This is a genomic window from Parabacteroides sp. AF21-43, from assembly GCF_003635435.1.
Lineage (GTDB): Bacteria > Bacteroidota > Bacteroidia > Bacteroidales > Tannerellaceae > Parabacteroides > Parabacteroides distasonis.
The window spans coordinates 575-22,657 of the sequence record NZ_QTMG01000029.1; the positions used below are offsets into that span (position 1 = coordinate 575).

Consider the following 22,083-nt stretch of genomic DNA (forward strand, 5'->3'; position numbering starts at 1 on the left):
TGGGAGAATATCCGGGATGGGATATTGCAGTATCACCGACAAAAGAGCGGGTCTCTCATACAGCTGGAGATTCCCTCCGGGGCGTTGCGGCTGTTGGATGAGTTGTCCGCTTGTACGGCAAAGGAATCCCTTTATTTATTTCCTTTTTTGAGTGGAAGGAGAACCGGTGAGGCGGCCTACAAAGAATATAACAGGACCCTGTCCCGCTTTAACCGTGACTTGAAGTTGTTGGCGAGATCGACAGGCGTTACGCTTCCGGTCACCTCATATACGATCCGTCATTCATTCGCCTCGTTCTTGAAGGAACAAGATGTATCGATCGAGGTTATCAGTGAGTTGTTGGGGCATAAGTCTATTAAGACAACACAGATCTATTTGAAGAGCTTCTCGTTGGAACGTTTGTCGACAGTGAACCGGAATTGTTTTGAGAGCGTGTGTAAACCGATACCCAAAGTGGGGTAAGAGGCTTGCTACTTGGGAAGTAGCGTATTCTTTCACGGCGCAAAAGTAATAAAAAATAACAAATAACAAGCAATCATAAGGCTTAGTTTGTTCATTAGTTTGTGCTCCGACCTTGATTCTCCTTAAATCTTCGTTCTTATTCCTAGTGTATAGACATGGCAATAGAGACGAAATGATCTCGTATTTCCTACATCATCACGTCCCTCCTAAAAATCGAACATACATTCTTGTAGAGACGGGGCGTGCCCCGTCTCATCCCCTCAAAATGGTATTCTAAATTACTGTCAGACGGTGGGAGACGGAGCACGCTCCGTCTCTACAACTGGGTAATAACCATTTTCCAACCTTTTAAGCTACTTCCCGAGTAGCTAAATATTCACTAGGTATGGTAATTTTCAGAAATGCCATATTTGAAAACTTAAAGTGCTGTGTGTTAGGCGTAAATAGGGTACGCTTGGCAGGGCTTTGAATTGTCGTTTAATCAGAGGGGAACTCCTCGTATATCTTAGGGAAAAGAGAATCATGCCGACGCGTATTTTGAGAAACGATCGCCCGAAGGGGGGCTTGACACAGGCCGGCAAGCGTCATGACTTGAAAGCCGTGCGCTGGTACGTGCTCACGCTTCCTACCGCCGCGGGTGGACGGCGTGACCGGATCAGTCCCTCCAAAGGCTTGGACGTGGAGCTTTCCCGGCGGGAACGTCGGGGAGAGACTCTTTTCGAGTATTTCGCCCCCTCGTACGTGGAGGTACGAAAGGTGGGTGGCAAGCTGGTCAACACGAGGCGACCTTTGCTGTTCAACTACGTGTTTATCCGTTCTTCGGTAGAGGAAATCTTCCGCATGAAGCAGGCACTCCCCTTGTATAATTTCCTTCCCCGTGTCTCTTCCGGGAGTACGACCTATTTCCCGCACCTCTTGGATCAGGAGATGGCGAATTTGCGCTGGGTGGCGGAGGCTTACTCCAACGAGCTTCCGGTGTACGTGCCGGAGAGTACCCGCTTGTTGAAGGGGGATCGGGTACGCATAACATCCGGTTATTTTACCGGGATGGAGGCCGAGGTGGTGATCCAGCCGGGCGGCGGTCATAAGGAGGTGATGGCGCGCATACTGGATTGCATGTGGGTACCCTTGTTCGAGGTGAAGGCGGGTGAGTACGAGTTGATCGAGTTGAACGCGAAGAGCAAGCACGTTTATACCCATCTGGACAACGACCGCCTGTCGGAGGGCCTGCACGAGGCCTTGGGACGTTACCATGCTTCCGGCAGTGTCTGCGAGGAGGATCGACGATTGGCCGGCGAGGTACTGCGGGGGTATGCCTCTTTGCGTGCGGAGACAGACGTGATGCGCTGCAAGCTGTGCGCGTTGCTCCTCCCGACCTATAAGCTGTCGGGCGATGAGGAGGCTTTCGTTCGCTTGCACGACACGATGCGCGGCTTATTGCCTGTCGTGAAAGCACCGCAATCCCGTGCCCTGTTGCTGGTCACCTTGTACGGCTGTACGGATAACGCTCTCTACCGTCGCATGGCACACGAGCTAGTGGATCCTTGGCAAGTCGATCTCTCGCCTAAGAAAAGTAAATTATCCTTGATCCGCCGGCTGGGCGACTATGATAGATGGCTGGGCCACGAATCGGTTGACAGTTGAGAAGTGGCAGTTGACAGTTTAAATCATAATCCAAAATTCATAATTCAAATTTGATGTCTACCCTTCCTTCCGGCGTTCGTTTGGTGGCGTTGCTGAACGACCATTTGTGCGAGATCATGGGGCGCGAGCGTGCGAACCATACCTCCATGCACTTGTATTGTACGGGGCCTTACTGGGTCGCCTTCGAGCGTTCGGCCTATCAGTTACGCCGTGCGTTCCCGGACAGCGAGACCACGCCGATGCGCCTGTTCGGGTATCCGTTTCCGGTCGTGATGGTGTCCGTAACGGATCGCTCGCTGCGTTCGTACGCCCGCAAGCATATCTTGCGGATCGACGAGCCGGATTATAAGCGATTGACCGTCCCCGTTTTCCCTGCGGAAGATTACCGGTTGTGGCACGACCGGGAGGTATCGGGACTGCCGTATCCCCACACGTACGGATTTCAGAGAAATTAATACGATTATCACATATGTACCGACAACAATCCTTTCCCCGTCTGGGTGATTACATCGACACGCTGCTGAAAGTCACCAAGCTGACCAAATCCATCGTCTGCGTAACCGGAGGTATGGGCGGCAGTACCTATAACGCTTTAAAAAAGGTATAGACATGCATTTCAGCATCTATGTCCGTCTGTTGGACCTCCTTTGGGAACATCTGGATGACGAGGATCGTTTCCGCCGGCTGGCCCACGAGGCCGTGGAGCGGTATATCGCTTACATGCGGGGGAAGATGGATGGAGGAAAGAATTAATCTTATACGTTAGGATCATGCAAACATCTTTGTTTCTATTATTCGGTTTCCTGTTTGCCGTATCGCTCGGCATGGTGATCATCCCGAGGATCTTGGTGATTTCCCATAAGAAACGGCTCTATGATGTCCCGGACGCCCGTAAGGTACATACGATGCCGGTTCCCCGTCTGGGTGGGCTGTCCTTTTTTCCGGTGATCCTGATGTCGATGTTCTTGGTGATCGGTTTTCGTCTGTACTTTTGGGATATGGACACCTCGAGCTTGTCATTCAATATGCTTTATGAGTACCTGTTCCTGTTCGTGGGCATGACGCTGCTTTATCTGGTGGGTGTTTGCGACGATCTGGTCGGTGTAGGCTACCGCTATAAGTTCGCCGTGCAGATCGCCGCTGCGTTGCTGCTGGTGCTATCCGGCAACTGGTTCGACTCGTTTGGTGGCTTGTTCGGTATTTACTCGGTGCCGGTTTGGGTAGGGGTGCCGTTTACGGTGTTTATCGTGGTATATATAACAAATGCCATTAACTTGATTGATGGTATCGACGGCCTGGCCTCGGGCCTGTGTTGTATCGCCTTGTCGGTCTTGAGCGTGATATTCTTTCTTCGTGGGCAGTATGTTTACGCCTTGTTGGCGATCTGTACGCTGGGTATCCTTATGCCCTTTTGGTGCTACAACGTGTTCGGTAACGCCAACCGTGGACATAAGCTTTTCATGGGGGATGCCGGCAGCCTTACGCTGGGCTACGTGATCAGCTTCCTGATCATCCACATGAGCGTGACGAACGAGGTCTCTCCGACATTGTCCAACCCGTACATGGTGATCGCTTTCTCTACGGTACTGGTTCCGCTGCTGGACGTGATCCGTGTGGTCTTGCATCGCCTGCGTGAGCACAAGAATCCGTTTTTGCCGGATAAGAATCACTTTCATCATAAGTTGTTGCGCACGGGGATGCGGGTGCGGATAGTGATGGTTTGTATCATTGCGATTTCCGCTTTCTTTATCCTGCTTAATAGCTCGTTGGCATGGCGTGTTGACATAACCTATTTGTTTTTCTTAAACCTCTTTTGCTGGAGTATATTGCATGTAGGCTTGAATGGGCTGATTAAGCGTAATCGGGAACGGAAAGAGAGCGAACAACTGCGGTAAGTGAAGAATTATTATCGGGATAGGTGTGGGGAAATCGTAAATGTGATTTTATTTGTAGATAAAGAAGGATAAATATAAGACTCATGGATACTCGACAAGCAGAAATAGGAGATAAGATCCATTTTGCGGTGATGGCCATAGAAGCCTCCGCCAAGGAAATGAGTATCTCTCCGATGGAAATGCGTAGACGTTTGGAAAAGGTCGGATTGGTGCGTCGTCATCTTCTATGATATGCGCACTTATTCTATGTTGCATGATAGCAAGTATGGACTTCATTTGATGAGTGACGATTATATTTTAAATGATTTATTGAGGGAACTTGGGGACAGGCAGTGAGTAGTTTGATCTGCGCTAAAGGTTGTGCCGATGCTGTTGTTAAAACAGCAAACTATATTTATCTATTCGAATTCAAATTGAACGGCACTGTTAGATAATAATTTAGCGGAATGAGCGATCTGTAAGTTGACCACCCGGCGAAACACCGCTCTACATTATGGAAGTGATGGTGGGCTGAAATGGCTACCACTTATCATAGCGTGATAGGAACCGTGAAGTTACAAGGGAGTTCAGCCTGGGTATTCATCGGGACATTTTTCCATAAAATCTTTAATGGCTGTAGGGATTATCAGAACTTAATCCCCGCTAAGATCTCATTAGCCAATGGGGGAGACGCGACCAAGTAGGGTCATTATTATAAGAAGTATGTATGGGCCTTGGTGAATAAATTGGAGAATGTCACTTATTTCTTCTATGACAACGAGGAGGATGACAGCTGCGGCAGCCGTCCCATAGAGACATTCTTGGGAAGTTTCCTCGGGAGCATACAGTCTGATGGCTATGTGGTTTACAAGCACTTGGCGGAGGTGACCCCTCACTGTGAGTTCATACTCTGTTGGGCGCATGTACGCAATAAGTTTGCCATGACCTTTGAGGCGAACAAGGACGCGGATGCGGAATGGTTTGTCCAGTAAATAGGAGAGTTGTATAAGATAGAGGCAGAATGTATCCTGAAACACTTGAAACCTCCCGAGATAAAGAAGCGACGGTGCTAGGATGATGTAACGTCAATGGCTATATAATACATTATAAATCGTTAAATTTAAAAATAATCAAAAGTTCATCCTCTTGATTTTTAAGAGGGTGAACACTATTGAGTGCTTACGATCGCTCCCCCCCCCTCCCCCCCCCCTTAATAATCAAGAAGATATGCGAGGATTTTAACTTATAGGAACGAGATATGAGGTGTTCCTATAGGGAATGACTTGTCTCATTACTTGAAAGTGTACTGTCCTATGCCTTGGGGCAAATAGATCTGTGAAGAATATGGCAAAAACAGATTCACGAACATCCAAGAGTATTAAAAACAGCTCGGTAGCGTTGTTTTTTTATTTCATCAACCTGATCCTCCAGTTCTTTTCAAGGAAGATTTTCTTGGATTATTTGGGGGCGGAGGTACTGGGGTTGAATACCACGGCTCAGAATCTACTGGGGGTCCTTAACCTTGCGGAATTAGGAATCGGCACGGCAGTGGCGTACAGTCTTTACAAGCCCTTGTTCGAGGGAAACCGCCAAGCGATAAATGATATCGTGTCCATCCAAGGTTGGCTATATCGTAGGATCGCTTTCATTATCATAGCGGGAGCTGTAGTATTGATGTGCTTCTTCCCATTGCTATTCGCCAAGGCGCAAGTGCCGTTGTGGTATGCCTACGGCTCGTTCATCGCATTGTTGATCGCCGCATTGTTGGGTTATTTTGTCAACTATCGGCAGGTCGTTCTCTCTGCTGACCAAAAGGAGTATAAGATTACGCAGAGTGTGCAGGGTGGAAAGATTACCAAGGTTATCTTGCAGTTGCTTGCCATTTGCTATTTTCAGGACGGTTATGTTTGGTGGATGATACTAGAGGTATTGATGGCTGTCGCTACTTCTTATGTGCTTGACCGAAGTATTCGGAGAGAATATCCGTGGCTGAGGTCTCAAGTGGCTGATGGGAAACGGTTGAAGGATGCCTATCCCGAGATAGTCAAGAAAACGAAACAACTCTTTTTTCATAAGATTGGTGTTTTTGTTTTGACGCAGACTAGCCCTCTGGTGATTTATGCCTATGCGTCCTTGACGTTGGTGGCTGTTTACGGCAACTACATGTTGATTACGCTCGGTGTCACTGCCTTGATGAACGCCATTCTTAATGGCCTAAATGCGGGTATAGGGAATTTAGTTGCGGGAAATGACAAACGGCATATTAAGAACGTATTTTGGGAGATCACTTTGTTACGCATGTGGCTGGCTTCTATTGTTTGTTTCGGCTTGTACATATTGGGTGACTCTTTCGTCACATTGTGGGTTGGTGCGGAGTATATCTTGCCGCCTGTAGCTTTTGTCATTCTGATTATTAACACATTTATCAGTTTGACACGCACCAATGATTCCTTTATAGCTGCCTATGGCCTGTTTCAAGATGTATGGGCTCCTGTAGCGGAGGCTTCTTTAAATTTGGGCTTTTCAATTTTGTTGGGGCATTTCTTCGGCTTGGATGGTATTTTGGCCGGGGTTATGATTAGCCTATTGGTTATTGTTTGTGGCTGGAAGCCTTATTTTCTTTATCATAATGGTTTTAGGGAAAGTACTTGGGAATATGTGAGGCGATATTCAAAATATGTAGTGATCATGATCGTGCTTTTTATGTTTTGTATGAAAATCTCACGTGTTTACTTTACCTATTCTGTAAATTCTTATTGGGATTGGAGTGTTTATGGATTAAAATCTGTTACCCTATATGTTCTGCTAAGTACGTTCGTGTTATGTCTGACCGATACTTATGCTATAAACTTGTTTAAACGTGTATGTTGTCTAATCATAAATTTGCGAAAATAAATGTTTGAAGAATCAAATCATCCCAAAATCAGTGTGTTGATTCCTGTCTATAATGTGGAGAAATATGTAAGGCGTTGCCTGTTTTCCGTATTGAATCAGACCATGCAAGAAGGAGTGGAGGTTATTATAGTCAATGATTGTACCCCAGATCATAGTATGGAGGAAATTTTTGAGGCGCTTCGCGCCTATTCTGGGAATGAAAGGGGTGAAAAAATGTCGGTTCGTGTCGTGAACCACGACACGAACCACGGCCTGGCCGTGGTTCGTAATACCGCTATGAATTATGCTACAGGTGATTACGTGATCCATGTGGATAGTGATGACTGGATAGAGCCGGATATGCTGGAGAAGCTTTATGCGTGTGCCATGGATACAAAAGCCGACATAGTTTGTTGTAATATTAGTTTAGAATATAAAAGTCGGCAGGAAAATCTTTGTTACCCATATAAAGAGGAGCAATACAAAGATCTGTTGTATATAGATGTATTGCGTTGTTCAGTTTGGAACAAACTGATCAAGAGAAATTTATATGTAAATAATAAAATCTCGTTTTTCCCGGGGCTGAATATGTGGGAAGATGTAAGTGTCACTTGCCGATTGCGCTATTTTAGCCAGCGTACGGTAGTCGTTCCCGAAGCGTTATATCATTACAACAAGCAGAATACTTCTTCTACGGTATCGCAGCTTTCGCGTCGTAATATCGATGAACAGATACGTTGTGCTTCCATATTGGAAGACTTCTTCAAGAAGCAGGGCAAGTCGGAAGATACCGAGTTCGCTTTAATTGTTTTATACATCAAGTTCGAATCAAAACGCGGGTTGATATGGAATGCTGCGAATCGAGACGTAAAGGCATGGAAAGCCACTTACCCGGAAACTAATAAGTGCATTTGGAGTTACAAAGCATTATCTAAATCTATTAGATTAACTCTTATATTAGCTGCGATTGGTTTTCCGAAATTAGCATGTTGGTTGATTGATTGGAATCATAAGCGTAGGATGCGTGATTTATTATAGTTGGGGCATTTTATTGAAAAATTATCATGTTGGCCATAATTGTTGTTGTGATATTATCGTTTCTAGCTCTCTTTAGCTATAAATGTTCTCATTCTTGGACTCATCCTGCGTTTTTAACCTCGATGTTGTGGCTGATTATGGTGTTGTGTTATAACGTACTGCAACATGGATTATATCCGTTATCGGATTTATTTTATTGTGCGCTGCTTTTGTGGTGTATCCCTTTTTGTGTCTGTTCTTTGGCGTTTTCAAAATTCAATTTACCTATTCCAAAGATCTTGTTGTGGCAGATGCCAAATATGAAGATCTTTCAAAAATTGTCTCTTTTGTTAGTTCTATTGAATGTTATTCTACTTTGTTTTCTAAATACGATAAGTAAGGATTATGGGGATAATATAATGAGTGGTTCTCGTAATATGTTTATTTATCATGAAGATGAACTTCCTGCTCTTTTAAACTATTTGATGTATTTCTTAAATGTGTCGGTGGTGTTTATCATCTCTTATATGTACACTTATGGCGCTAAATCAATTAGTTTTAAATTGCTGTTTGTCGCAGTTTTGATTGTACTACTATGTTTAGGTAATAAGGGAGGAATCGCATGTTCTGTTTTTGCTGTTTTATTCTTGCAATATTATTATGGAAAGCTGACATTTTCGAGAATGATAATTTGTTTGTTATTGTTGGTGGGAGTAATGACGATACTTGTTTTGGTAAGAGGGGATGCTGAAGATGTAACATTAACGGAATATTTGTTGATTTATATATTGTCTCCAATGCCAGCTTTTGATCTGATATTGAAAGGTGATTTATCATTCAATGTGACTCCGGGCGCAGCGACTTTTAGTAGTATAGTGAAAGTGCTGGATGTTATGGGGCTGGGGGATAATATCAAACATCTTGATGCTTCTGGATGGGCGTATGTTCCATTACCTACCAATGTGTATACAAATATGTTTAATTATTATGTTGATTTTGGATACTGGGGCATTTTTTTGTTTGCTATTCTTGTTGGAATTGCTTGGGGGACTTTATATAACTTTATGAGACGGGGTGTGAAATTATTTGTGGCGATATATGCCTTGTTTTTTCATGCTTTATTACTCGCTTTTTTTGCGGATTGGATTTTTACTTTCTTGTCATTGAGTATTCAGTATTTATTTATATCTCATCTGTTATTTATTCGTTTTAAAATTAAATATGAATAGTGAAATAAGTATTTTATTGGCCTCCTATAATGGCGAACGCTATATAGAGCAACAGCTGCTGTCTCTTATCGGACAGACATATAAAGAGTGGCAATTATATGTGCGTGATGATGGCTCTAAAGATGAGACGGTGACTATTGTTCGTCGTTATGAAAAAATGGATAACCGTATTCATCTTGTAACAGATGAACAAGGATCGTTGGGGTGTATTGGTAATTTCTTGGCATTATTGCCTTATAGTAAAACTGCATATACCATATTCTGTGATCAAGATGATTTTTGGTTGGAGAATAAACTGGAGGTGTTGTGGAAAACAATGAAAAGGAGGCGGCAAGATGTTCCGCAGTTGGTGTATTGTAATGCCTATTCTTATAATATGGAAGATGGAGTAGGACAGCCCGAGATCGCTTATGCTATTCAATCTTTGCCGGATATGTTATTTCGTTGTGGAGGTGTACAGGGGTGTTCCTCATTGTTTAATGATAAGTTGAAAAAACTTGTTCTCCAATATCATGGTGTTACAATTATGCATGATTTTACGGTGACATTTTTAGCGGTATTGTTTGGTGAAATTACTTTTATAGATAAGCCGTTGATGCTTTATCGGCAACATGAATGTAATGTCACGGGGATACGTCCTAAGAGTTTATTGCAGATTGCGTTAAATTTTTGGAAAGATAATAAGCGGAAAGGTATACTTAATTGTAAAACGTTTGAAACAATGAAACAGATAACAGCCTGCTTTTGCGACCAAATTTCGAATGAAAATTTAAAGTTGTTGGATGATTTTTTTGAATTCCCTAATCTATCTAGGTTACAGATGTTGAACTTTGTCTTAAAAAATCATTGTACATTATATAGGAAAACCTATCCTATTCTCTTGAAAATACTTACACGTAAACTTTGGGATAATCATACTACATTCTTATGAGGATATTACATATCACAGGTACCTTATCAGAAGGAGGCTTGGAGACTTTCCTGATTACTCTTCTTCCTTCTTTAAAACAGCAAATACCGGGATCCACTATGGATGTGTTAGTCTTGGATAAAAATAAGGATTCTATGGCGGATGAGTTTGAGAGGTCTGGCATTCATGTCATTCATGGGAAATATGCGTCTGTTCGCAATCCGTTGAACTTGTTTTTCTTGTATAAATACATCCGTCGGTATGACTTTATACACGCTCATTTGTTTCCGGCGCAGTATTTTGTGGCATTAATCAGTCTGCTATGTCGGAAGAAACGGATATTTGTCACGACGGAACATTCCGCATGGAATCGCAGACGGGAGAAACCTTGGTTGTTTCGTCCGGTTGAGAAACTTGTTTATCGCTGTTATGACGCGATAACGGCGGTGAGTAAGGCCGCAAAAATCGCTTTGGATACTTGGGCCGGGACAGGACGGCGGAGCCTTGTTGTTTATAATGGCATCCCTTTGCGACGTTTTATAAACGCTACGGGATATACAAAAAAAGAGATTGGGTTAAAAAGTGAAGATGTGGCGGTAATAATGGTGGCTCGATTTTTTTCCCAAAAAGACCATCTTACACCCGTAAGAGCGATAGCTCTGTTGCCGGAGAAGTATCATTTGTTTTATGTAGGCTCTGGTGATACGGCTCGTTGTCGTGAAGAGGTGAATAGATGTAGCGTAGGACATCGTGTGCATTTCTTAGGACGACGTGCGGACATACCGCGATTGGCAAAGGCTAGCGATATCGGTGTGTTAGCGTCTTTTTATGAAGGATTTGGCCTTTCCACGGTGGAGATAATGGCGGCAGGTCGCCCGGTTATCGTGTCGGATATAGATGGTATTCGTGAGGTCGTTGAGGGGGCCGGCCTCTTGTTTGAAAATGGGAATGAACGCGATTTGGCGGAAAAGATACGTTATTTAACCGAGCATCCCGCAGTATATGAGGAAGTCGCCTGTAGATGCGAGCAAAGGAGTTTGGATTTTAATATAGATACGACAGTGAAGGAATATACCACTTTATATACGAATTTGATAAATGGTAGAGGGATTAAGTAGCATGAGTTTATTGTACTAGTGGAAAGAATTATTAAAACTTATTGATATGAAGGAAGAATTGGTTTCTATTATTACACCCATGTATAAAGGTGCGGCTTTTATAGGTGAGACGATTCGTTCGGTACAGGCACAAACCTATTCGGATTGGGAGATGATTATCGTAGACGATTGTTCGCCTGATGGTGGCGCGGGAATAGCTGAAGTGAAGAGATATGCGGAGAAGGATAAGCGTATAAAATTGATCGCATCTCCGGTGAATAAAGGCTCGTCTGGGGCTAGGAATATAGCGTTGCGCGAAGTGCGGGGGCGGTATATTACTTTCTTGGATTCAGATGATATTTGGTCTCCTGCTTTCTTGGAGTCTCAATTGAGTTTCATGAGAGAAAAGAACGCGGCGATAGTCACCGCCTCCTATCATCGTATCAACGAACAAGGGGAACAAGTATTACAGCCATTCATTGTTCCGGAGAAGGTGAATTATAGGGATATACTGAAATCTAATCCTATTTCTTGTCTTACTACCATATATGATCGCAAGGTAGCGGGTGATCGCTATTTTAGAGAAGAATTGAAAAGCTTGCGCGATGACTATGCCTTTTGGTTGGAGATATTGCGGGATAAGGTGGACTATGCTTATGGTAATCCGAAAGTCTTGGCATCTTACCGTTTGGTTTCCACCAGCGTCACACGTAACAGGAAAAAACTGATTAAGCCTCAATTCTTGATTTATTATAAAGTGGAGAAGTTGGGGCTACTGAGAAGTATTTATTATTTTATAAACTGGGCTATAAGGAGCGTTTTAAAATATAGTTGATGATGGATTTGATTATAGGTGCGGGTATATCTGGTATTAGTTATGCCAATTTTATAAAAAATGATTATTTGTTGATAGAGAAAGAAAATGAACCGGGAGGATATTGCCGTACGATTAAACGGAATGGATATGTGTGGGATTATTCGGGGCATTTCTTTCATTTCCAACATCCGAATATCGAAGAATTTGTTTGCCAGAATTTATCTCCTTCTTCTTTGTTGAAAGTGGAGAAACACACTCAGATTTATTATAAAGGCGATTATATAGATTTTCCTTTCCAGAAGAATATTCATCAATTGGATAAAGAGGAGCTGATCGATTGTCTTTATGATTTGTTTTCCGTAAATCATGGAGGTATACGCTCTTTTAAGGAGATGGTTTATGCCAATTATGGTAAATCAATCGCTGAAAAGTTCTTGATCCCTTATAATGAGAAATTGTATGCCTATGATTTGGATCGGTTAGATATGAATGCGATGGGACGCTTTTTCCCAAAAGCGAATAAGGAAGATATTATCTTGAACTTTCGTTCGCAAGATAATTCCTCTTACAATAGTTCTTTTACTTATCCTAAAGACGGTGCGATGGAATATGTTCAGTCTCTGTTGAAGAATGTAGATCGTACAAAAGTCTGCTTGAATGAAGAGCTCTTGGGAATAGACATGGAGGAGAAAGTTGCGATAACTAATAAACGGAAAATAAAATATGATCGATTGATATCCACTCAGCCATTACCCTCTTTGTTAGACCAATGTCGCTTGGGATATGATTCCAATACTTTTTCATGCAATAAGGTTTTGGTATTTAATTTAGGTTTTGATTCTAAAGGCAACGACCAAAGGAATAGTTGGGTGTATGTTCCTGAAAAGGATTATATTTTTTATCGGTTGGGCTATTATGACAATATATTGGGAACAGACAAGATGTCTTTGTATGTTGAGATAGGTTTTCCGGAAAATGAGGTATTATGCAAAGAAGGCTTGTATTTAGATCGTGTGATGACAGATTTAAAGAGGATGGGTGTGGTGACAACACAGAAGTTGGTTGACTATGAAACTGTCTTGATGAAGCCTGCTTATGTACATATTAGTAAAGAAAGTCAAGAAGCAATCTCTCGTTATAAGAGTATATTGAAAGAAAAAGACATCTATTCCATAGGACGGTATGGAAGTTGGACTTATTGTTCTATTGAGGATAATATATTGGAAGCAAAAGAAGTAGCACTGGGAATTTGATTTTAGATTGTTTAAGAAGAGTAAATTCAAGTTGTTTAAAATTCGGAGGTAAGTATTGACTTTGATTTTTTTGAAGGCAAAAAGTAGATTTCTATAGACAAATAGTCTTGTTGATAAACAAAGAGCGATATCTCTAGACCTTCGTTCCAGATTCATAAAAAGATATGGTAACAAGTACAGATTTTAAGACCCTATGGGATCGTTATCAACGCAAGGGGGGCATCATCTCTTCATCGTCTGTTTCTGTCAGATGAACAGTGTAGTGTATGGATATTTCGGGTCAGAGAAGTCTGATAGCTGTTCTATGGTAGTGAATGCGGTGTTGAAAAACAAGGGTAGTGGAGGTGAATGAGTACTTACCTGTCATCGAAATTACTCCCAGTCTTTGTTCCGCAACAAATCTCCGCAGCCAGTTCTAACCTCTTCAATGATTCGCATGCAGCGCAGTTTATTCATCTTGCTTTTAGTACCGATGGTTATCATGTCCTGAATGGTGGGATGTCCGGTTCCATTGACCGAAGTCGCATGTTCACCATTATAACCCTCTGTGCATAGGGTGAGATCGTAGGCGGGAGCAAGATGCCATTGCCATGTGCTGGTATCACTTTTCTGTATTGTGAAACTGAAATTCTTGCAATGATCATCTTTGTTGTCTGTGAAATAGTTGAAAACCATACGACGAAACATTTCTTCCACTTCTAAAGGATTCTGCGTTAGATAGCCAGTTAGGGCCAGTAAGTTGCTATAATCAAGAATTGGGTTGGATAGTGGAATGTTAAGCAGCCCTCCGGCTGTGACTGTATGCAAACGTTCTCCTTCTTGCGAGATGTCGAAGCGGCGTGTCGTGAAATACTTACCGTTGGTTAGTTTGAAGTCCGGAACGTGGATGCCACATTGTCGTGCTAACTCATTGTAATGAAATTCTATCAATCCCATGTCTTGAGGGTCGTATGTATGGCGGAACTTCACCATCCAATGCCCTTCATTGTTGGAGAACAGTGCCTTGGGTCTGCATCCGCCGCTATTTCGGCTGTTGAAAAGAAGAAGTTCTACGTCATCGTCGTTCTTCTCATGCAACACTTCCAAGGCTTTTTCTTGCAGCAGATCGAAATCAAGGGTCTCATGCGAAGTGCCTATGGTGGTTTCCGGTTCGTATGTGAGTGCTCCCATACCCCCATTTCCCACTAGGCTTAGACGGTCGAGCGCTGACAATTGGGTATCGTTGATGCCTTCTTTGAGTAAGGTCTTATGCAAGAGGTAGCGGCCATAGCCGTCGGGCAGACTGTCTTCGAAAACGCCGAAATTTCCATAAAAAGGTGAGGGCTTTGCGATGAACAATCCCAGTTTCAGCGGAAGTTCCAATGGGGATATACTGAAACCGTTGGAAAGCCATGCTTTATCGTATTCAAAGGCACACTGTTTGTTGTCGGGAGTGAGCGAAAGCGTCCCGACTATCTGTTCGTGATACTTTACGATAAGTCTTTCTATTTTTTTGATTCTCATTACTTATGTACTTTTTTCTTGTTGGTATTCTTGCGGATTTGTAGTAGCTCCTCCATGGTGGAGTATTTTGGTTCGGAAAAAAGCTTCTTTATCTCCGAAGTGTAACCTAATGCCATTGCTATGCCGATAAGGTTCTTGAGTGAGATAAGACCTTTCTGTTCGAATCGCACGATATTACTGACTGCTACACCTGCCTTCTCCGACACTTGTTCGCGTGTCAGATTCTTCTCTATACGTCGCTTGCGGAAGTCGTTGGCTATTTCTTTAGCGATCTCATCCGGGTTGTCTAGCGTATAGTTGTCAAGAACTGATAACATATTATTTGTTTCCTGCATCTTTATTTGGATAATAGTAATATATTATTAGTTGCAAAGGTAGTAAAAAGCTCTGTATTCTCATCGTCTTATGCGTGGCTTTTTAAAAGTTCAAGAAGATGTTTGTGGAATTAAATAAAAAACTCTATCTTTGCACTCGATTTTCCGCAGAGGGTAAATAAGTGGAGCCGGAGACGGAGCCCACCCCCGGGACCTAACCTGTTTAAAAGATTTTAAGACAGATGTACGTAATCGTAGAAATTAACGGACAACAGTTCAAGGCTGAGCAAGGCAAGAAATTGTTCGTTCATCACATTCAGAACGCAGAAAGCGGTGCTGTTGTGGAGTTTGACAAGGTGTTGTTAGTAGATAACAACGGTGAGGTAACAGTGGGTGTTCCTACTGTAGAGGGCGCAAAGGTAGTATGTGAGGTATTATCTCCGCTGGTAAAAGGTGACAAGGTGCTGGTATTCCACAAGAAGAGAAGAAAAGGTTACCGTAAATTGAACGGTCACCGTCAGCAGTTCACTGAGGTGAGTATTAAAGAAGTTATTGCTTAACGTTTAAAGGAGAAGAAAAGAAATGGCACATAAGAAAGGTGTGGGTAGTTCTAAGAACGGCCGTGAATCACAAAGTAAAAGATTAGGTGTTAAGCTTTTTGGTGGTGAGGTTGCTAAAGCTGGTAACATCATCGTTCGTCAAAGAGGTACGGTTCATCATCCGGGCGAGAACGTAGGTATCGGTAAGGATCATACGTTGTATGCGTTGGTAGATGGCGTTGTTACTTTCCGTAGAGGAAAAGAAAACAGATCATTCGTTTCTGTAAAAGAAGTTGTTGCTGAGGCTTAAGTTTCTGCGACCAAAGAATAAGGAAAAGGATATCCCGAAAAGGGGTATCCTTTTTTTATTGCCGATGATAATAAACGTTATGAAGTAAATTTTGGAACATATATAAATAAACTTGTAACTTTGCGGTCTCAAACATAAATACAAACATAAAAAACAATGGGTGGTTTTTTCGGAACTATTTCTAATGGAGACTGTATTACGGATTTATTCTATGGTACGGACTACAATTCTCATCTAGGAACCCGCAGAGGCGGTATGGCTACGTACGATAAGGAAGAAGGATTTACGCGTTCGATCCACAATCTGGAGAATTCTTATTTCCGCACCAAGTTTGAACCGGGGCTTCCTAAATTCAAAGGAAATGCCGGGGTCGGTATTATCAGCGATACGGATGCGCAGCCAATCGTTATCAACTCTCACTTAGGAAAATTCGCGATCGTGACGGTGGCAAAGATCAATAACTTGGACGAATTGGAGGATGAGTTATTGAAGGCGAATATGCATTTTTCGGAATTGAGTTCAGGAAAAACGAATCAGACGGAGTTAGTCGCTTTGCTGATTACACAAGGCAAGGACTTCGTGGAGGGCATTGAGAATGTTTACAATAAGATAAAGGGCTCTTGCTCCATGTTGCTCCTGACGGAGGATGGTATTATCGCTGCCCGTGACAAATGGGGGCGTACGCCGATCGTAATCGGAAGGAAAGACGGGGCTTATGCGGCGACCAGCGAGTCCAGCAGTCTTCCGAACTTGGATTATGAGATCGAGAAATTTATAGGCCCGGGCGAGATCGTCCGTTTGCGTGCCGATGGTATGGAGCAGATGCGTAAACCGAATGAAGGGATGCAGATCTGCTCTTTCCTTTGGGTATATTATGGATTCCCTGTTTCTTGCTATGAGGGAAAGAACGTGGAGGATGTCCGGTTTATGAGTGGCTATAAGATGGGGCAGAAGGATGACTCGGAGGTGGATTGCGCTTGTGGTATACCGGACTCCGGTGTGGGTATGGCTTTGGGGTATGCGGAAGGTAAGGGGGTGCCTTATCATCGGGCTATCGCTAAGTATACACCGACGTGGCCTCGTAGTTTTACCCCGGCTAACCAAGAGATGCGTTCCTTGGTGGCTAAGATGAAATTGATACCGAACCGTGCGATGCTGGAAGGCAGACGCATCCTTTTCTGCGACGACTCGATCGTGCGTGGTACACAGCTTCGTGATAACGTGAAGATCTTATATGATTATGGGGCGAAAGAGGTACATATGCGTATCGCTTGCCCTCCATTGATTTATAGTTGCCCGTTTATCGGTTTTACTTCTTCCAAGAGTCCTTTGGAGTTGATAACTCGTCAGATTATCAAGGAATTGGAAGGGGATGAGAATAAGAATCTGGATAAATATGCTACGACAGACTCTCCGGAATATAAGAAGATGGTCGGAATTATCGCCGAGCGTTTCGGGTTGAGTTCCTTGAAGTTTAATACGCTGGAAACCTTGGTGGAGGCGATCGACCTTCCTAAGTGTAAGGTTTGTACGCATTGCTTTGATGGTTCAAGCTGTTTTTAGAAAAATTTTACCTACTTTTATGCCTGCAATGTTTTAATGGCTAAAAAGAGTGAGTTATGACAGTTTTAGATAGATTTTTAAAGTACGTTACGTTCGATACCCAGTCGAACGAGGAGACGGGTACGACTCCTAGTACGCCGGGACAACGTGTCTTTGCCGAGGCTTTGGTGAAGGAATTGGAAGCGATCGGTATGGAGGAGATCTCCTTGGATGAGAATAGTTATGTAATGGCTACTCTGCCGGCTAATACGGACGAGAAAATCCCGACTATCGGTTTTATCGCTCATTTGGATACGAGTCCGGATATGTCGGGTAAGAATGTTCAACCTCGTATCGTGACTTATCTGGGTGGTGATATTGTCTTGGATGCGGAAGAAAATGTTGTACTATCTCAATCGATGTTCCCAGAGCTTTCAGATTATAAGGGACAGGATATTATCGTAACGAATGGTAAGACTTTATTAGGTGCCGATGATAAGGGAGGTGTAGCCGCTATCGTCGCCTCTATGCAATATTTGAAGGATCATCCGGAGATCAAGCACGGTAAGATCCGTATCGCTTTTACCCCGGATGAGGAAATCGGACAAGGTGCTGATCATTTCGACGTGGAGAAGTTCGGTTGTGATTGGGGATATACGATTGACGGTGGACAAATCGGTGAGTTGGAATATGAGAATTTCAATGCCGCCGGCGCTAAAATTATCTTCAAGGGCTTGAACGTACATCCGGGATACGCCAAGGATAAGATGCAAAACGCTTCCTTGCGTGCGATCGAGTTTGCTTCTTGGTTGCCGGCCGAGCAACGTCCGGAGCATACGACTGGTTATGAGGGATTCTTCCATTTGACCGGTATGACCGGTTCAGTCGAGGAGGCTACTCTATCTTACATCATCCGTGACCATGACCGGAAGTTGTTCGAGGAGAAGAAAGAATTGCTTCGTACGTTGGTTGATAAGATGAATGAAGCGCATCCGGGATGTGCGCATTTGGAGCTTCGGGATCAATATTACAATATGCGCGAGGTCGTGGAGCCCCAGAAGCATATCGTTGATTTGGCGTTTGAGGCGATGATCTCTGTCGGGGTGGAACCGATCGTGAAACCGATCCGGGGAGGTACGGATGGTGCCCGCCTGTCGTTTATGGGATTGCCTTGCCCGAATATTTTCGCGGGAGGCCTGAATTTCCACGGACGTTATGAGTTCTTGCCCGTTCGTTCGTTGGAGAAGAGTATGGAAACAGTTATAAAAATCATAGAGCTATCGGCTCGTAAATCTTAAATGCAATAATTACATGAAAACAACTCCGTTTACCGACGTGCATATCGCGTTGGGTGCAAAGATGCACGAATTCGCAGGTTTCAATATGCCTATCGAATATTCCGGAATTATCGACGAACACATGACTGTAGTGAATGGTGTAGGTGTGTTTGATGTTTCCCACATGGGCGAGTTTTGGGTAAAAGGCCCGAACGCCTTGGCTTTCATTCAAAGCGTAACTTCTAACGACGCTTCTGTCTTGCCGCTTGGTAAGGCTCAATATACTTGTTTCCCGAACGACAAGGGAGGTATCGTGGATGACCTTTTGGTATATCATTACGAGCCGGAGAAATATTTGCTGGTCGTAAACGCCGGTAATATCGACAAGGATTGGGATTGGTGCGTAAGCCATAATACGGTAGGTGCCGAATTGGAGAATTCTTCCGACCGTACGGCTCAATTGGCTATCCAAGGACCGAAAGCACAGGAGGTTCTTCAACGTCTTACTCCGGTTGATTTATCTTCTATTCCTTACTATTCATTTGTGACGGGTGAGTTCGCCGGTTGCAAAAACGTGATTATCTCCAACACGGGGTATACCGGTGCGGGTGGCTTCGAGTTGTATTTCTATCCGAGTGATGCGATGACGATCTGGAACGCTATCTTCGAGGCTGGTAAGCCAGAAGGCATCAAGCCGATCGGTTTGGGAGCACGCGATACGCTTCGTCTTGAGATGGGCTTCTGTCTGTATGGAAATGATTTGGACGATACGACCTCTCCGATCGAGGCTGGTTTAGGCTGGATCACGAAGTTCGCCGAGGGTAAGAACTTTACGAATCGTGCGGAATTGGAGCGTCAGAAGAAAGAGGGCGTAACCCGTAAGTTGTGTGCTTTCGAGTTGCAGGAAAAGGGAATTCCCCGTCATGGCTATGAGATCGCCGATGCGGAAGGGAATGTAATCGGCGTGGTTACTTCTGGTACGATGTCTCCGGTATTGAAGAAGGGGATCGGTATGGGATACGTGAAACCTGAGTTCGCGAAAGCGGGTACGGATATCTTTATCAAGGTGCGTAATAAGAACTTGAAGGCTCAAGTGGTAAAGGCTCCTTTCCGTAAATAAGAGATAAGGCTATCTATAAATAGTTCGAAGGCGATGTTCCTCACGGAGCACCGCCTTCTTTATTATAGAAAAGTTGGACATGATTAATATGTTGTTCCCTGGAAAATGTTCGATTGCGAGTACGGAAGTAGGGTACCGGTCATTCTCAAGTTTCTACCGGAGAAGTTCGGGTCTACGGTAACGGTTGCGTTGTTTGTTCCGTTGGTAAGCATCAAGCTAACGGTAGCGGAGATAAACACACCCTGTACGTTCATGTTCAGATAAACATTGCCCTTGTCATCCTGCTTGGTCTGGATATTGGAGGCGCTACCTTGTACGGTGATACCACCTAATCCGTTAGGACCGGGATACGGAGAGTTGGATGCGATCTGGACCATAGCCTGTCCGTCATTCAAAGATACGAAGTTCGTATTTGAATTTACGTAGAATACCTGTCCGTTCATCGGTTGTATGTTGTTAGCCTCCAATACGAATGATTGGTTGTTGATAGCTTGTACAGCGGCGTTAAACTCTTCTTGGCCTTCTACGGCATCTTGTGCCAGACGCTCTTGTTTCTTGATTTCTCTCTCTACTTTTTTGGCTTCCTTTGTTATCGATTTTTGAGCCATAACTTGTGTCATTCCGCACATAGCGACAGCGAGAACGACGATAAAAGATACAATTCTTTTCATACTTGATTTAGTTTTAAAACGGTTTTAAATTGTATAGATTAAACAGCGTCGTTGCGAAAAAGTTCCTGTGACTTATCCTTTTTATAGATACAATAACATTTCCACGGAGTATTTATGTTAAACAGAAATCGTACATTTGTAAATAAAGAACATAATACGATAGAATATGGATAAAGTACGTTTTGGTGTAGTCGGAACCAATTTCATAAGTGATTGGGTAATTGCCGGAGCCCGGCAGGATGAGCGTTTTGAACTGGTAGCTGTATATTCGAGAACTCAGGAGACGGCAGATGCTTTCGCCTCGAAACATAATATACCGTATACGTTTACCTCCTTGGAGGAGATGGCGAAAAGCCCGTTGATCGACGCTGTGTATATTGCCTCCCCGAACTTCCTTCATGCCTCCCAGAGTATTCTTTGCATGAGCTATGGCAAGCATGTTCTTTGCGAGAAACCCTTCGCTTCCAACGCGAAAGAAGTACGTGCGATGATCGAGGCTTCCCGTACATATAATGTCACGTTGATGGAGGCGATGAAGCCTACGCTTACGCCGAACTTTCTTGCCGTGCGAGAGAATCTTGGGCGTGTAGGTACGGTTCGTCGTTATTTCGCCTGCTATTGCCAGTATTCCTCCCGTTATGATAAGTTCAAGGAAGGAATCGTGTTGAACGCTTTCAAGCCGGAGTTGTCTAATGGGGCCATGATGGATATCGGTATTTATACGGTCTATCCGATGGTTGTCTTGTTTGGTCGCCCAAAGAAGATAGATGCCTCGGGCATAGTCCTGTCCTCAGGAGCGGACGGGCAAGGGGCCGTGAATTTCTTGTATGAGGGGATGAACGCCACGGTGCTTTATTCTAAGATCGTCAACTCCGCCTTGCCTACCGAGATACAAGGGGAGGAGGGGAACTTGACCTTGGACCGGATCAATATCATCCGTAAAGTGACGTATTCTCCCCGTTTAGCTCCGGCGATGGGAAAAGGCCCGGAACCGGTTCCGGAAGACCTAAGCGTGGTCGCCGATAAGGATGAGTACTATTATGAGGTAGCGGAATTTATCAACCTCGTCTTGTCTGGCAAGCGGGAGTCAGAAATCAATAGCCTTGATAATTCTTTGATTACATTGGAGATTATCGATGAAGTACGCCGGCAGTTGGGAATTGTCTATCCGGCGGATTGATAACTTGTCTTATGCTGATATAGGTAGACACATTCAATAACAATAAAATGTGTAATTATTATGCGCAAAAAACATGAGCATTACAGCGAAGAAGAGAAATTGCATCTTCTTCATTCTTATTATCAATCCGGCATGAGCAAAACCAGTTTTTGCAAACAACATGGTATTAGTGGGATAACTTTGTTAAATAAATGGCTGGCGAAGTATGAATCAGTGGTAAAAGAGGAATCTTTGGCTCCGTGTCAAGCCCCTACGGATATGAGCGATCGAAGCAAAGAGGATTACCATGATGAAAACGCGCGACTCAAGAAGCGTGTTAAGGAGTTGGAGAAGGCCCTTGCCTTCTCCCGGTTGGACACCGAGGCCCGTGATTTAATGATCACGCGTGCGGAAGAGTATTTTAACATTCCCATCAGAAAAAAACCTGGGGCCAAATAGTAACGGAACTGG

General features: G+C 43.7%; 24 protein-coding genes and 3 pseudogenes. 24 read left to right on the forward strand and 3 right to left on the reverse strand.

All coding sequences use genetic code 11. The features are described 5' to 3' along the window. The 17 genes and pseudogenes from DWX84_RS21940 to DWX84_RS21520 form a co-directional block, all read left to right on the forward strand. Positions 1-462, forward strand: a 462-nt coding sequence (locus DWX84_RS21940) for a tyrosine-type recombinase/integrase (protein ID WP_233573955.1), incomplete at its 5' end; no start/stop codon positions are given. A 522-nt stretch (positions 463-984) separates the two neighbouring features. After that, the gene (locus DWX84_RS17140) at positions 985-2,106 is read left to right on the forward strand and encodes a transcriptional regulator (protein ID WP_122297361.1); all 1,122 of its coding nucleotides are present in this window, start codon (positions 985-987) and stop codon (positions 2,104-2,106) included. 53 nt (positions 2,107-2,159) lie between these two features. After that, complete coding sequence (locus DWX84_RS17145) at positions 2,160-2,561, forward strand: hypothetical protein (protein ID WP_122297362.1); 402 nt, start codon at positions 2,160-2,162, stop codon at positions 2,559-2,561. Positions 2,562-2,575: 14 nt separating this feature from the next. After that, positions 2,576-2,713 carry a hypothetical protein gene (locus DWX84_RS21690; RefSeq protein ID WP_172618146.1) on the forward strand — a complete coding sequence of 46 codons (138 nt, stop codon included), beginning with the start codon at positions 2,576-2,578 and terminating at the stop codon, positions 2,711-2,713. 2 nt (positions 2,714-2,715) lie between these two features. Continuing rightward, the gene (locus DWX84_RS21695) at positions 2,716-2,859 is read left to right on the forward strand and encodes a hypothetical protein (protein ID WP_008774046.1); all 144 of its coding nucleotides are present in this window, start codon (positions 2,716-2,718) and stop codon (positions 2,857-2,859) included. Between the two features lie 17 nt (positions 2,860-2,876). Then, a complete protein-coding gene (locus DWX84_RS17150) occupies positions 2,877-4,001 on the forward strand; it encodes an MraY family glycosyltransferase (protein WP_122297363.1) in 1,125 nt (374 codons plus the stop codon). Positions 4,002-4,084: 83 nt separating this feature from the next. Beyond that, positions 4,085-4,228, forward strand: a pseudogene (locus DWX84_RS17155) (DUF3791 domain-containing protein); the annotation flags it as partial. A gap of 199 nt (positions 4,229-4,427) precedes the next feature. After that, positions 4,428-4,684: pseudogene (locus DWX84_RS21945) on the forward strand (IS66 family transposase); the annotation flags it as partial. 24 nt (positions 4,685-4,708) lie between these two features. Continuing rightward, positions 4,709-4,972: pseudogene (locus DWX84_RS17170) on the forward strand (transposase); the annotation flags it as partial. A 352-nt stretch (positions 4,973-5,324) separates the two neighbouring features. After that, a complete protein-coding gene (locus DWX84_RS17180; RefSeq protein ID WP_121960987.1) occupies positions 5,325-6,875 on the forward strand; it encodes a lipopolysaccharide biosynthesis protein in 1,551 nt (516 codons plus the stop codon). Beyond that, positions 6,876-7,892, forward strand: coding sequence for a glycosyltransferase family 2 protein (locus DWX84_RS17185; RefSeq protein ID WP_121960986.1), 1,017 nt, complete (start codon positions 6,876-6,878; stop codon positions 7,890-7,892). Between the two features lie 26 nt (positions 7,893-7,918). After that, complete coding sequence (locus DWX84_RS17190) at positions 7,919-9,100, forward strand: O-antigen polymerase (protein ID WP_121960985.1); 1,182 nt, start codon at positions 7,919-7,921, stop codon at positions 9,098-9,100. Then, a complete protein-coding gene (locus DWX84_RS17195) occupies positions 9,093-10,031 on the forward strand; it encodes a glycosyltransferase (protein WP_121960984.1) in 939 nt (312 codons plus the stop codon). The genes DWX84_RS17190 and DWX84_RS17195 overlap by 8 nt, the downstream gene beginning before the upstream one ends. After that, positions 10,028-11,128 (forward strand): glycosyltransferase, encoded by a 1,101-nt coding sequence (locus tag DWX84_RS17200; protein ID WP_121960983.1) that lies wholly within the window; start codon positions 10,028-10,030, stop codon positions 11,126-11,128. The genes DWX84_RS17195 and DWX84_RS17200 overlap by 4 nt, the downstream gene beginning before the upstream one ends. A 46-nt stretch (positions 11,129-11,174) precedes the next feature. Continuing rightward, a complete protein-coding gene (locus tag DWX84_RS17205; RefSeq protein WP_121960982.1) occupies positions 11,175-11,942 on the forward strand; it encodes a glycosyltransferase family 2 protein in 768 nt (255 codons plus the stop codon). Between the two features lie 2 nt (positions 11,943-11,944). Next, positions 11,945-13,177, forward strand: coding sequence for an NAD(P)/FAD-dependent oxidoreductase (locus DWX84_RS17210; protein WP_121961003.1), 1,233 nt, complete (start codon positions 11,945-11,947; stop codon positions 13,175-13,177). Between the two features lie 193 nt (positions 13,178-13,370). Next, entirely contained in the window at positions 13,371-13,529 is a 159-nt protein-coding gene (locus DWX84_RS21520) for a hypothetical protein (protein WP_154396217.1), read from the forward strand. Positions 13,530-13,549: 20 nt separating this feature from the next. On the opposite strand, the gene DWX84_RS17215 is transcribed toward DWX84_RS21520, so the two are convergent. Both DWX84_RS17215 and DWX84_RS17220 read right to left on the reverse strand, forming a co-directional pair. Next, positions 13,550-14,680 (reverse strand): type II toxin-antitoxin system HipA family toxin, encoded by a 1,131-nt coding sequence (locus tag DWX84_RS17215; protein ID WP_121960981.1) that lies wholly within the window; start codon positions 14,678-14,680, stop codon positions 13,550-13,552. Then, positions 14,680-15,015 carry a helix-turn-helix domain-containing protein gene (locus tag DWX84_RS17220; RefSeq protein ID WP_005861905.1) on the reverse strand — a complete coding sequence of 112 codons (336 nt, stop codon included), beginning with the start codon at positions 15,013-15,015 and terminating at the stop codon, positions 14,680-14,682. Before DWX84_RS17220 ends, DWX84_RS17215 begins: the two co-directional genes overlap by 1 nt. 221 nt (positions 15,016-15,236) lie before the next feature. Here DWX84_RS17220 and rplU point away from each other — a divergent pair, with 221 nt between their 5' ends. The 5 genes from rplU to gcvT all read left to right on the forward strand — a co-directional run bounded on the left by rplU (position 15,237) and on the right by gcvT (position 19,782). Continuing rightward, positions 15,237-15,554: a 50S ribosomal protein L21 gene (rplU, locus tag DWX84_RS17225; RefSeq protein ID WP_005861907.1), complete on the forward strand. Its 318-nt coding sequence runs from the start codon at positions 15,237-15,239 to the stop codon at positions 15,552-15,554. Between the two features lie 22 nt (positions 15,555-15,576). Next, positions 15,577-15,843, forward strand: coding sequence for a 50S ribosomal protein L27 (gene rpmA / locus DWX84_RS17230; RefSeq protein WP_005861909.1), 267 nt, complete (start codon positions 15,577-15,579; stop codon positions 15,841-15,843). 156 nt (positions 15,844-15,999) lie between these two features. Continuing rightward, positions 16,000-17,406 carry an amidophosphoribosyltransferase gene (locus DWX84_RS17235; RefSeq protein WP_008774031.1) on the forward strand — a complete coding sequence of 469 codons (1,407 nt, stop codon included), beginning with the start codon at positions 16,000-16,002 and terminating at the stop codon, positions 17,404-17,406. Positions 17,407-17,462: 56 nt separating this feature from the next. Continuing rightward, positions 17,463-18,683 carry a peptidase T gene (gene pepT, locus DWX84_RS17240; protein WP_048928057.1) on the forward strand — a complete coding sequence of 407 codons (1,221 nt, stop codon included), beginning with the start codon at positions 17,463-17,465 and terminating at the stop codon, positions 18,681-18,683. 13 nt (positions 18,684-18,696) lie between these two features. Next, the gene (gene gcvT / locus DWX84_RS17245) at positions 18,697-19,782 is read left to right on the forward strand and encodes a glycine cleavage system aminomethyltransferase GcvT (protein WP_005861915.1); all 1,086 of its coding nucleotides are present in this window, start codon (positions 18,697-18,699) and stop codon (positions 19,780-19,782) included. 83 nt (positions 19,783-19,865) lie between these two features. Here gcvT and DWX84_RS17250 read toward each other — a convergent pair whose 3' ends face one another. Next, positions 19,866-20,453, reverse strand: coding sequence for a DUF4251 domain-containing protein (locus DWX84_RS17250; RefSeq protein WP_005861917.1), 588 nt, complete (start codon positions 20,451-20,453; stop codon positions 19,866-19,868). Between the two features lie 166 nt (positions 20,454-20,619). On the opposite strand from DWX84_RS17250, the gene DWX84_RS17255 reads away from it, so the two are divergent. Both DWX84_RS17255 and DWX84_RS17260 read left to right on the forward strand, forming a co-directional pair. Beyond that, positions 20,620-21,633, forward strand: coding sequence for a Gfo/Idh/MocA family protein (locus DWX84_RS17255; RefSeq protein WP_048928058.1), 1,014 nt, complete (start codon positions 20,620-20,622; stop codon positions 21,631-21,633). Positions 21,634-21,693: 60 nt separating this feature from the next. After that, a complete protein-coding gene (locus tag DWX84_RS17260; RefSeq protein WP_121960980.1) occupies positions 21,694-22,071 on the forward strand; it encodes a transposase in 378 nt (125 codons plus the stop codon). The last annotated feature ends 12 nt before the right edge of the window (positions 22,072-22,083 follow it).

What these genes read in the sequence shown, in the direction of transcription:
- DWX84_RS17140 (WP_122297361.1), top strand. Translation starts at nt 985, where the DNA reads ATGCCGACGCGTATTTTGAGAAACGATCGCCCGAAGGGGGGCTTGACA.
- DWX84_RS17145 (WP_122297362.1), top strand. Translation starts at nt 2,160, where the DNA reads ATGTCTACCCTTCCTTCCGGCGTTCGTTTGGTGGCGTTGCTGAACGAC.
- DWX84_RS21690 (WP_172618146.1), top strand. Translation starts at nt 2,576, where the DNA reads ATGTACCGACAACAATCCTTTCCCCGTCTGGGTGATTACATCGACACG.
- DWX84_RS21695 (WP_008774046.1), top strand. Translation starts at nt 2,716, where the DNA reads ATGCATTTCAGCATCTATGTCCGTCTGTTGGACCTCCTTTGGGAACAT.
- DWX84_RS17150 (WP_122297363.1), top strand. Translation starts at nt 2,877, where the DNA reads ATGCAAACATCTTTGTTTCTATTATTCGGTTTCCTGTTTGCCGTATCG.
- DWX84_RS17180 (WP_121960987.1), top strand. Translation starts at nt 5,325, where the DNA reads ATGGCAAAAACAGATTCACGAACATCCAAGAGTATTAAAAACAGCTCG.
- DWX84_RS17185 (WP_121960986.1), top strand. Translation starts at nt 6,876, where the DNA reads ATGTTTGAAGAATCAAATCATCCCAAAATCAGTGTGTTGATTCCTGTC.
- DWX84_RS17190 (WP_121960985.1), top strand. Translation starts at nt 7,919, where the DNA reads ATGTTGGCCATAATTGTTGTTGTGATATTATCGTTTCTAGCTCTCTTT.
- DWX84_RS17195 (WP_121960984.1), top strand. Translation starts at nt 9,093, where the DNA reads ATGAATAGTGAAATAAGTATTTTATTGGCCTCCTATAATGGCGAACGC.
- DWX84_RS17200 (WP_121960983.1), top strand. Translation starts at nt 10,028, where the DNA reads ATGAGGATATTACATATCACAGGTACCTTATCAGAAGGAGGCTTGGAG.
- DWX84_RS17205 (WP_121960982.1), top strand. Translation starts at nt 11,175, where the DNA reads ATGAAGGAAGAATTGGTTTCTATTATTACACCCATGTATAAAGGTGCG.
- DWX84_RS17210 (WP_121961003.1), top strand. Translation starts at nt 11,945, where the DNA reads ATGGATTTGATTATAGGTGCGGGTATATCTGGTATTAGTTATGCCAAT.
- DWX84_RS21520 (WP_154396217.1), top strand. Translation starts at nt 13,371, where the DNA reads ATGGGATCGTTATCAACGCAAGGGGGGCATCATCTCTTCATCGTCTGT.
- DWX84_RS17215 (WP_121960981.1), bottom strand. Translation starts at nt 14,680, where the DNA reads ATGAGAATCAAAAAAATAGAAAGACTTATCGTAAAGTATCACGAACAG.
- DWX84_RS17220 (WP_005861905.1), bottom strand. Translation starts at nt 15,015, where the DNA reads ATGCAGGAAACAAATAATATGTTATCAGTTCTTGACAACTATACGCTA.
- rplU (WP_005861907.1), top strand. Translation starts at nt 15,237, where the DNA reads ATGTACGTAATCGTAGAAATTAACGGACAACAGTTCAAGGCTGAGCAA.
- rpmA (WP_005861909.1), top strand. Translation starts at nt 15,577, where the DNA reads ATGGCACATAAGAAAGGTGTGGGTAGTTCTAAGAACGGCCGTGAATCA.
- DWX84_RS17235 (WP_008774031.1), top strand. Translation starts at nt 16,000, where the DNA reads ATGGGTGGTTTTTTCGGAACTATTTCTAATGGAGACTGTATTACGGAT.
- pepT (WP_048928057.1), top strand. Translation starts at nt 17,463, where the DNA reads ATGACAGTTTTAGATAGATTTTTAAAGTACGTTACGTTCGATACCCAG.
- gcvT (WP_005861915.1), top strand. Translation starts at nt 18,697, where the DNA reads ATGAAAACAACTCCGTTTACCGACGTGCATATCGCGTTGGGTGCAAAG.
- DWX84_RS17250 (WP_005861917.1), bottom strand. Translation starts at nt 20,453, where the DNA reads ATGAAAAGAATTGTATCTTTTATCGTCGTTCTCGCTGTCGCTATGTGC.
- DWX84_RS17255 (WP_048928058.1), top strand. Translation starts at nt 20,620, where the DNA reads ATGGATAAAGTACGTTTTGGTGTAGTCGGAACCAATTTCATAAGTGAT.
- DWX84_RS17260 (WP_121960980.1), top strand. Translation starts at nt 21,694, where the DNA reads ATGCGCAAAAAACATGAGCATTACAGCGAAGAAGAGAAATTGCATCTT.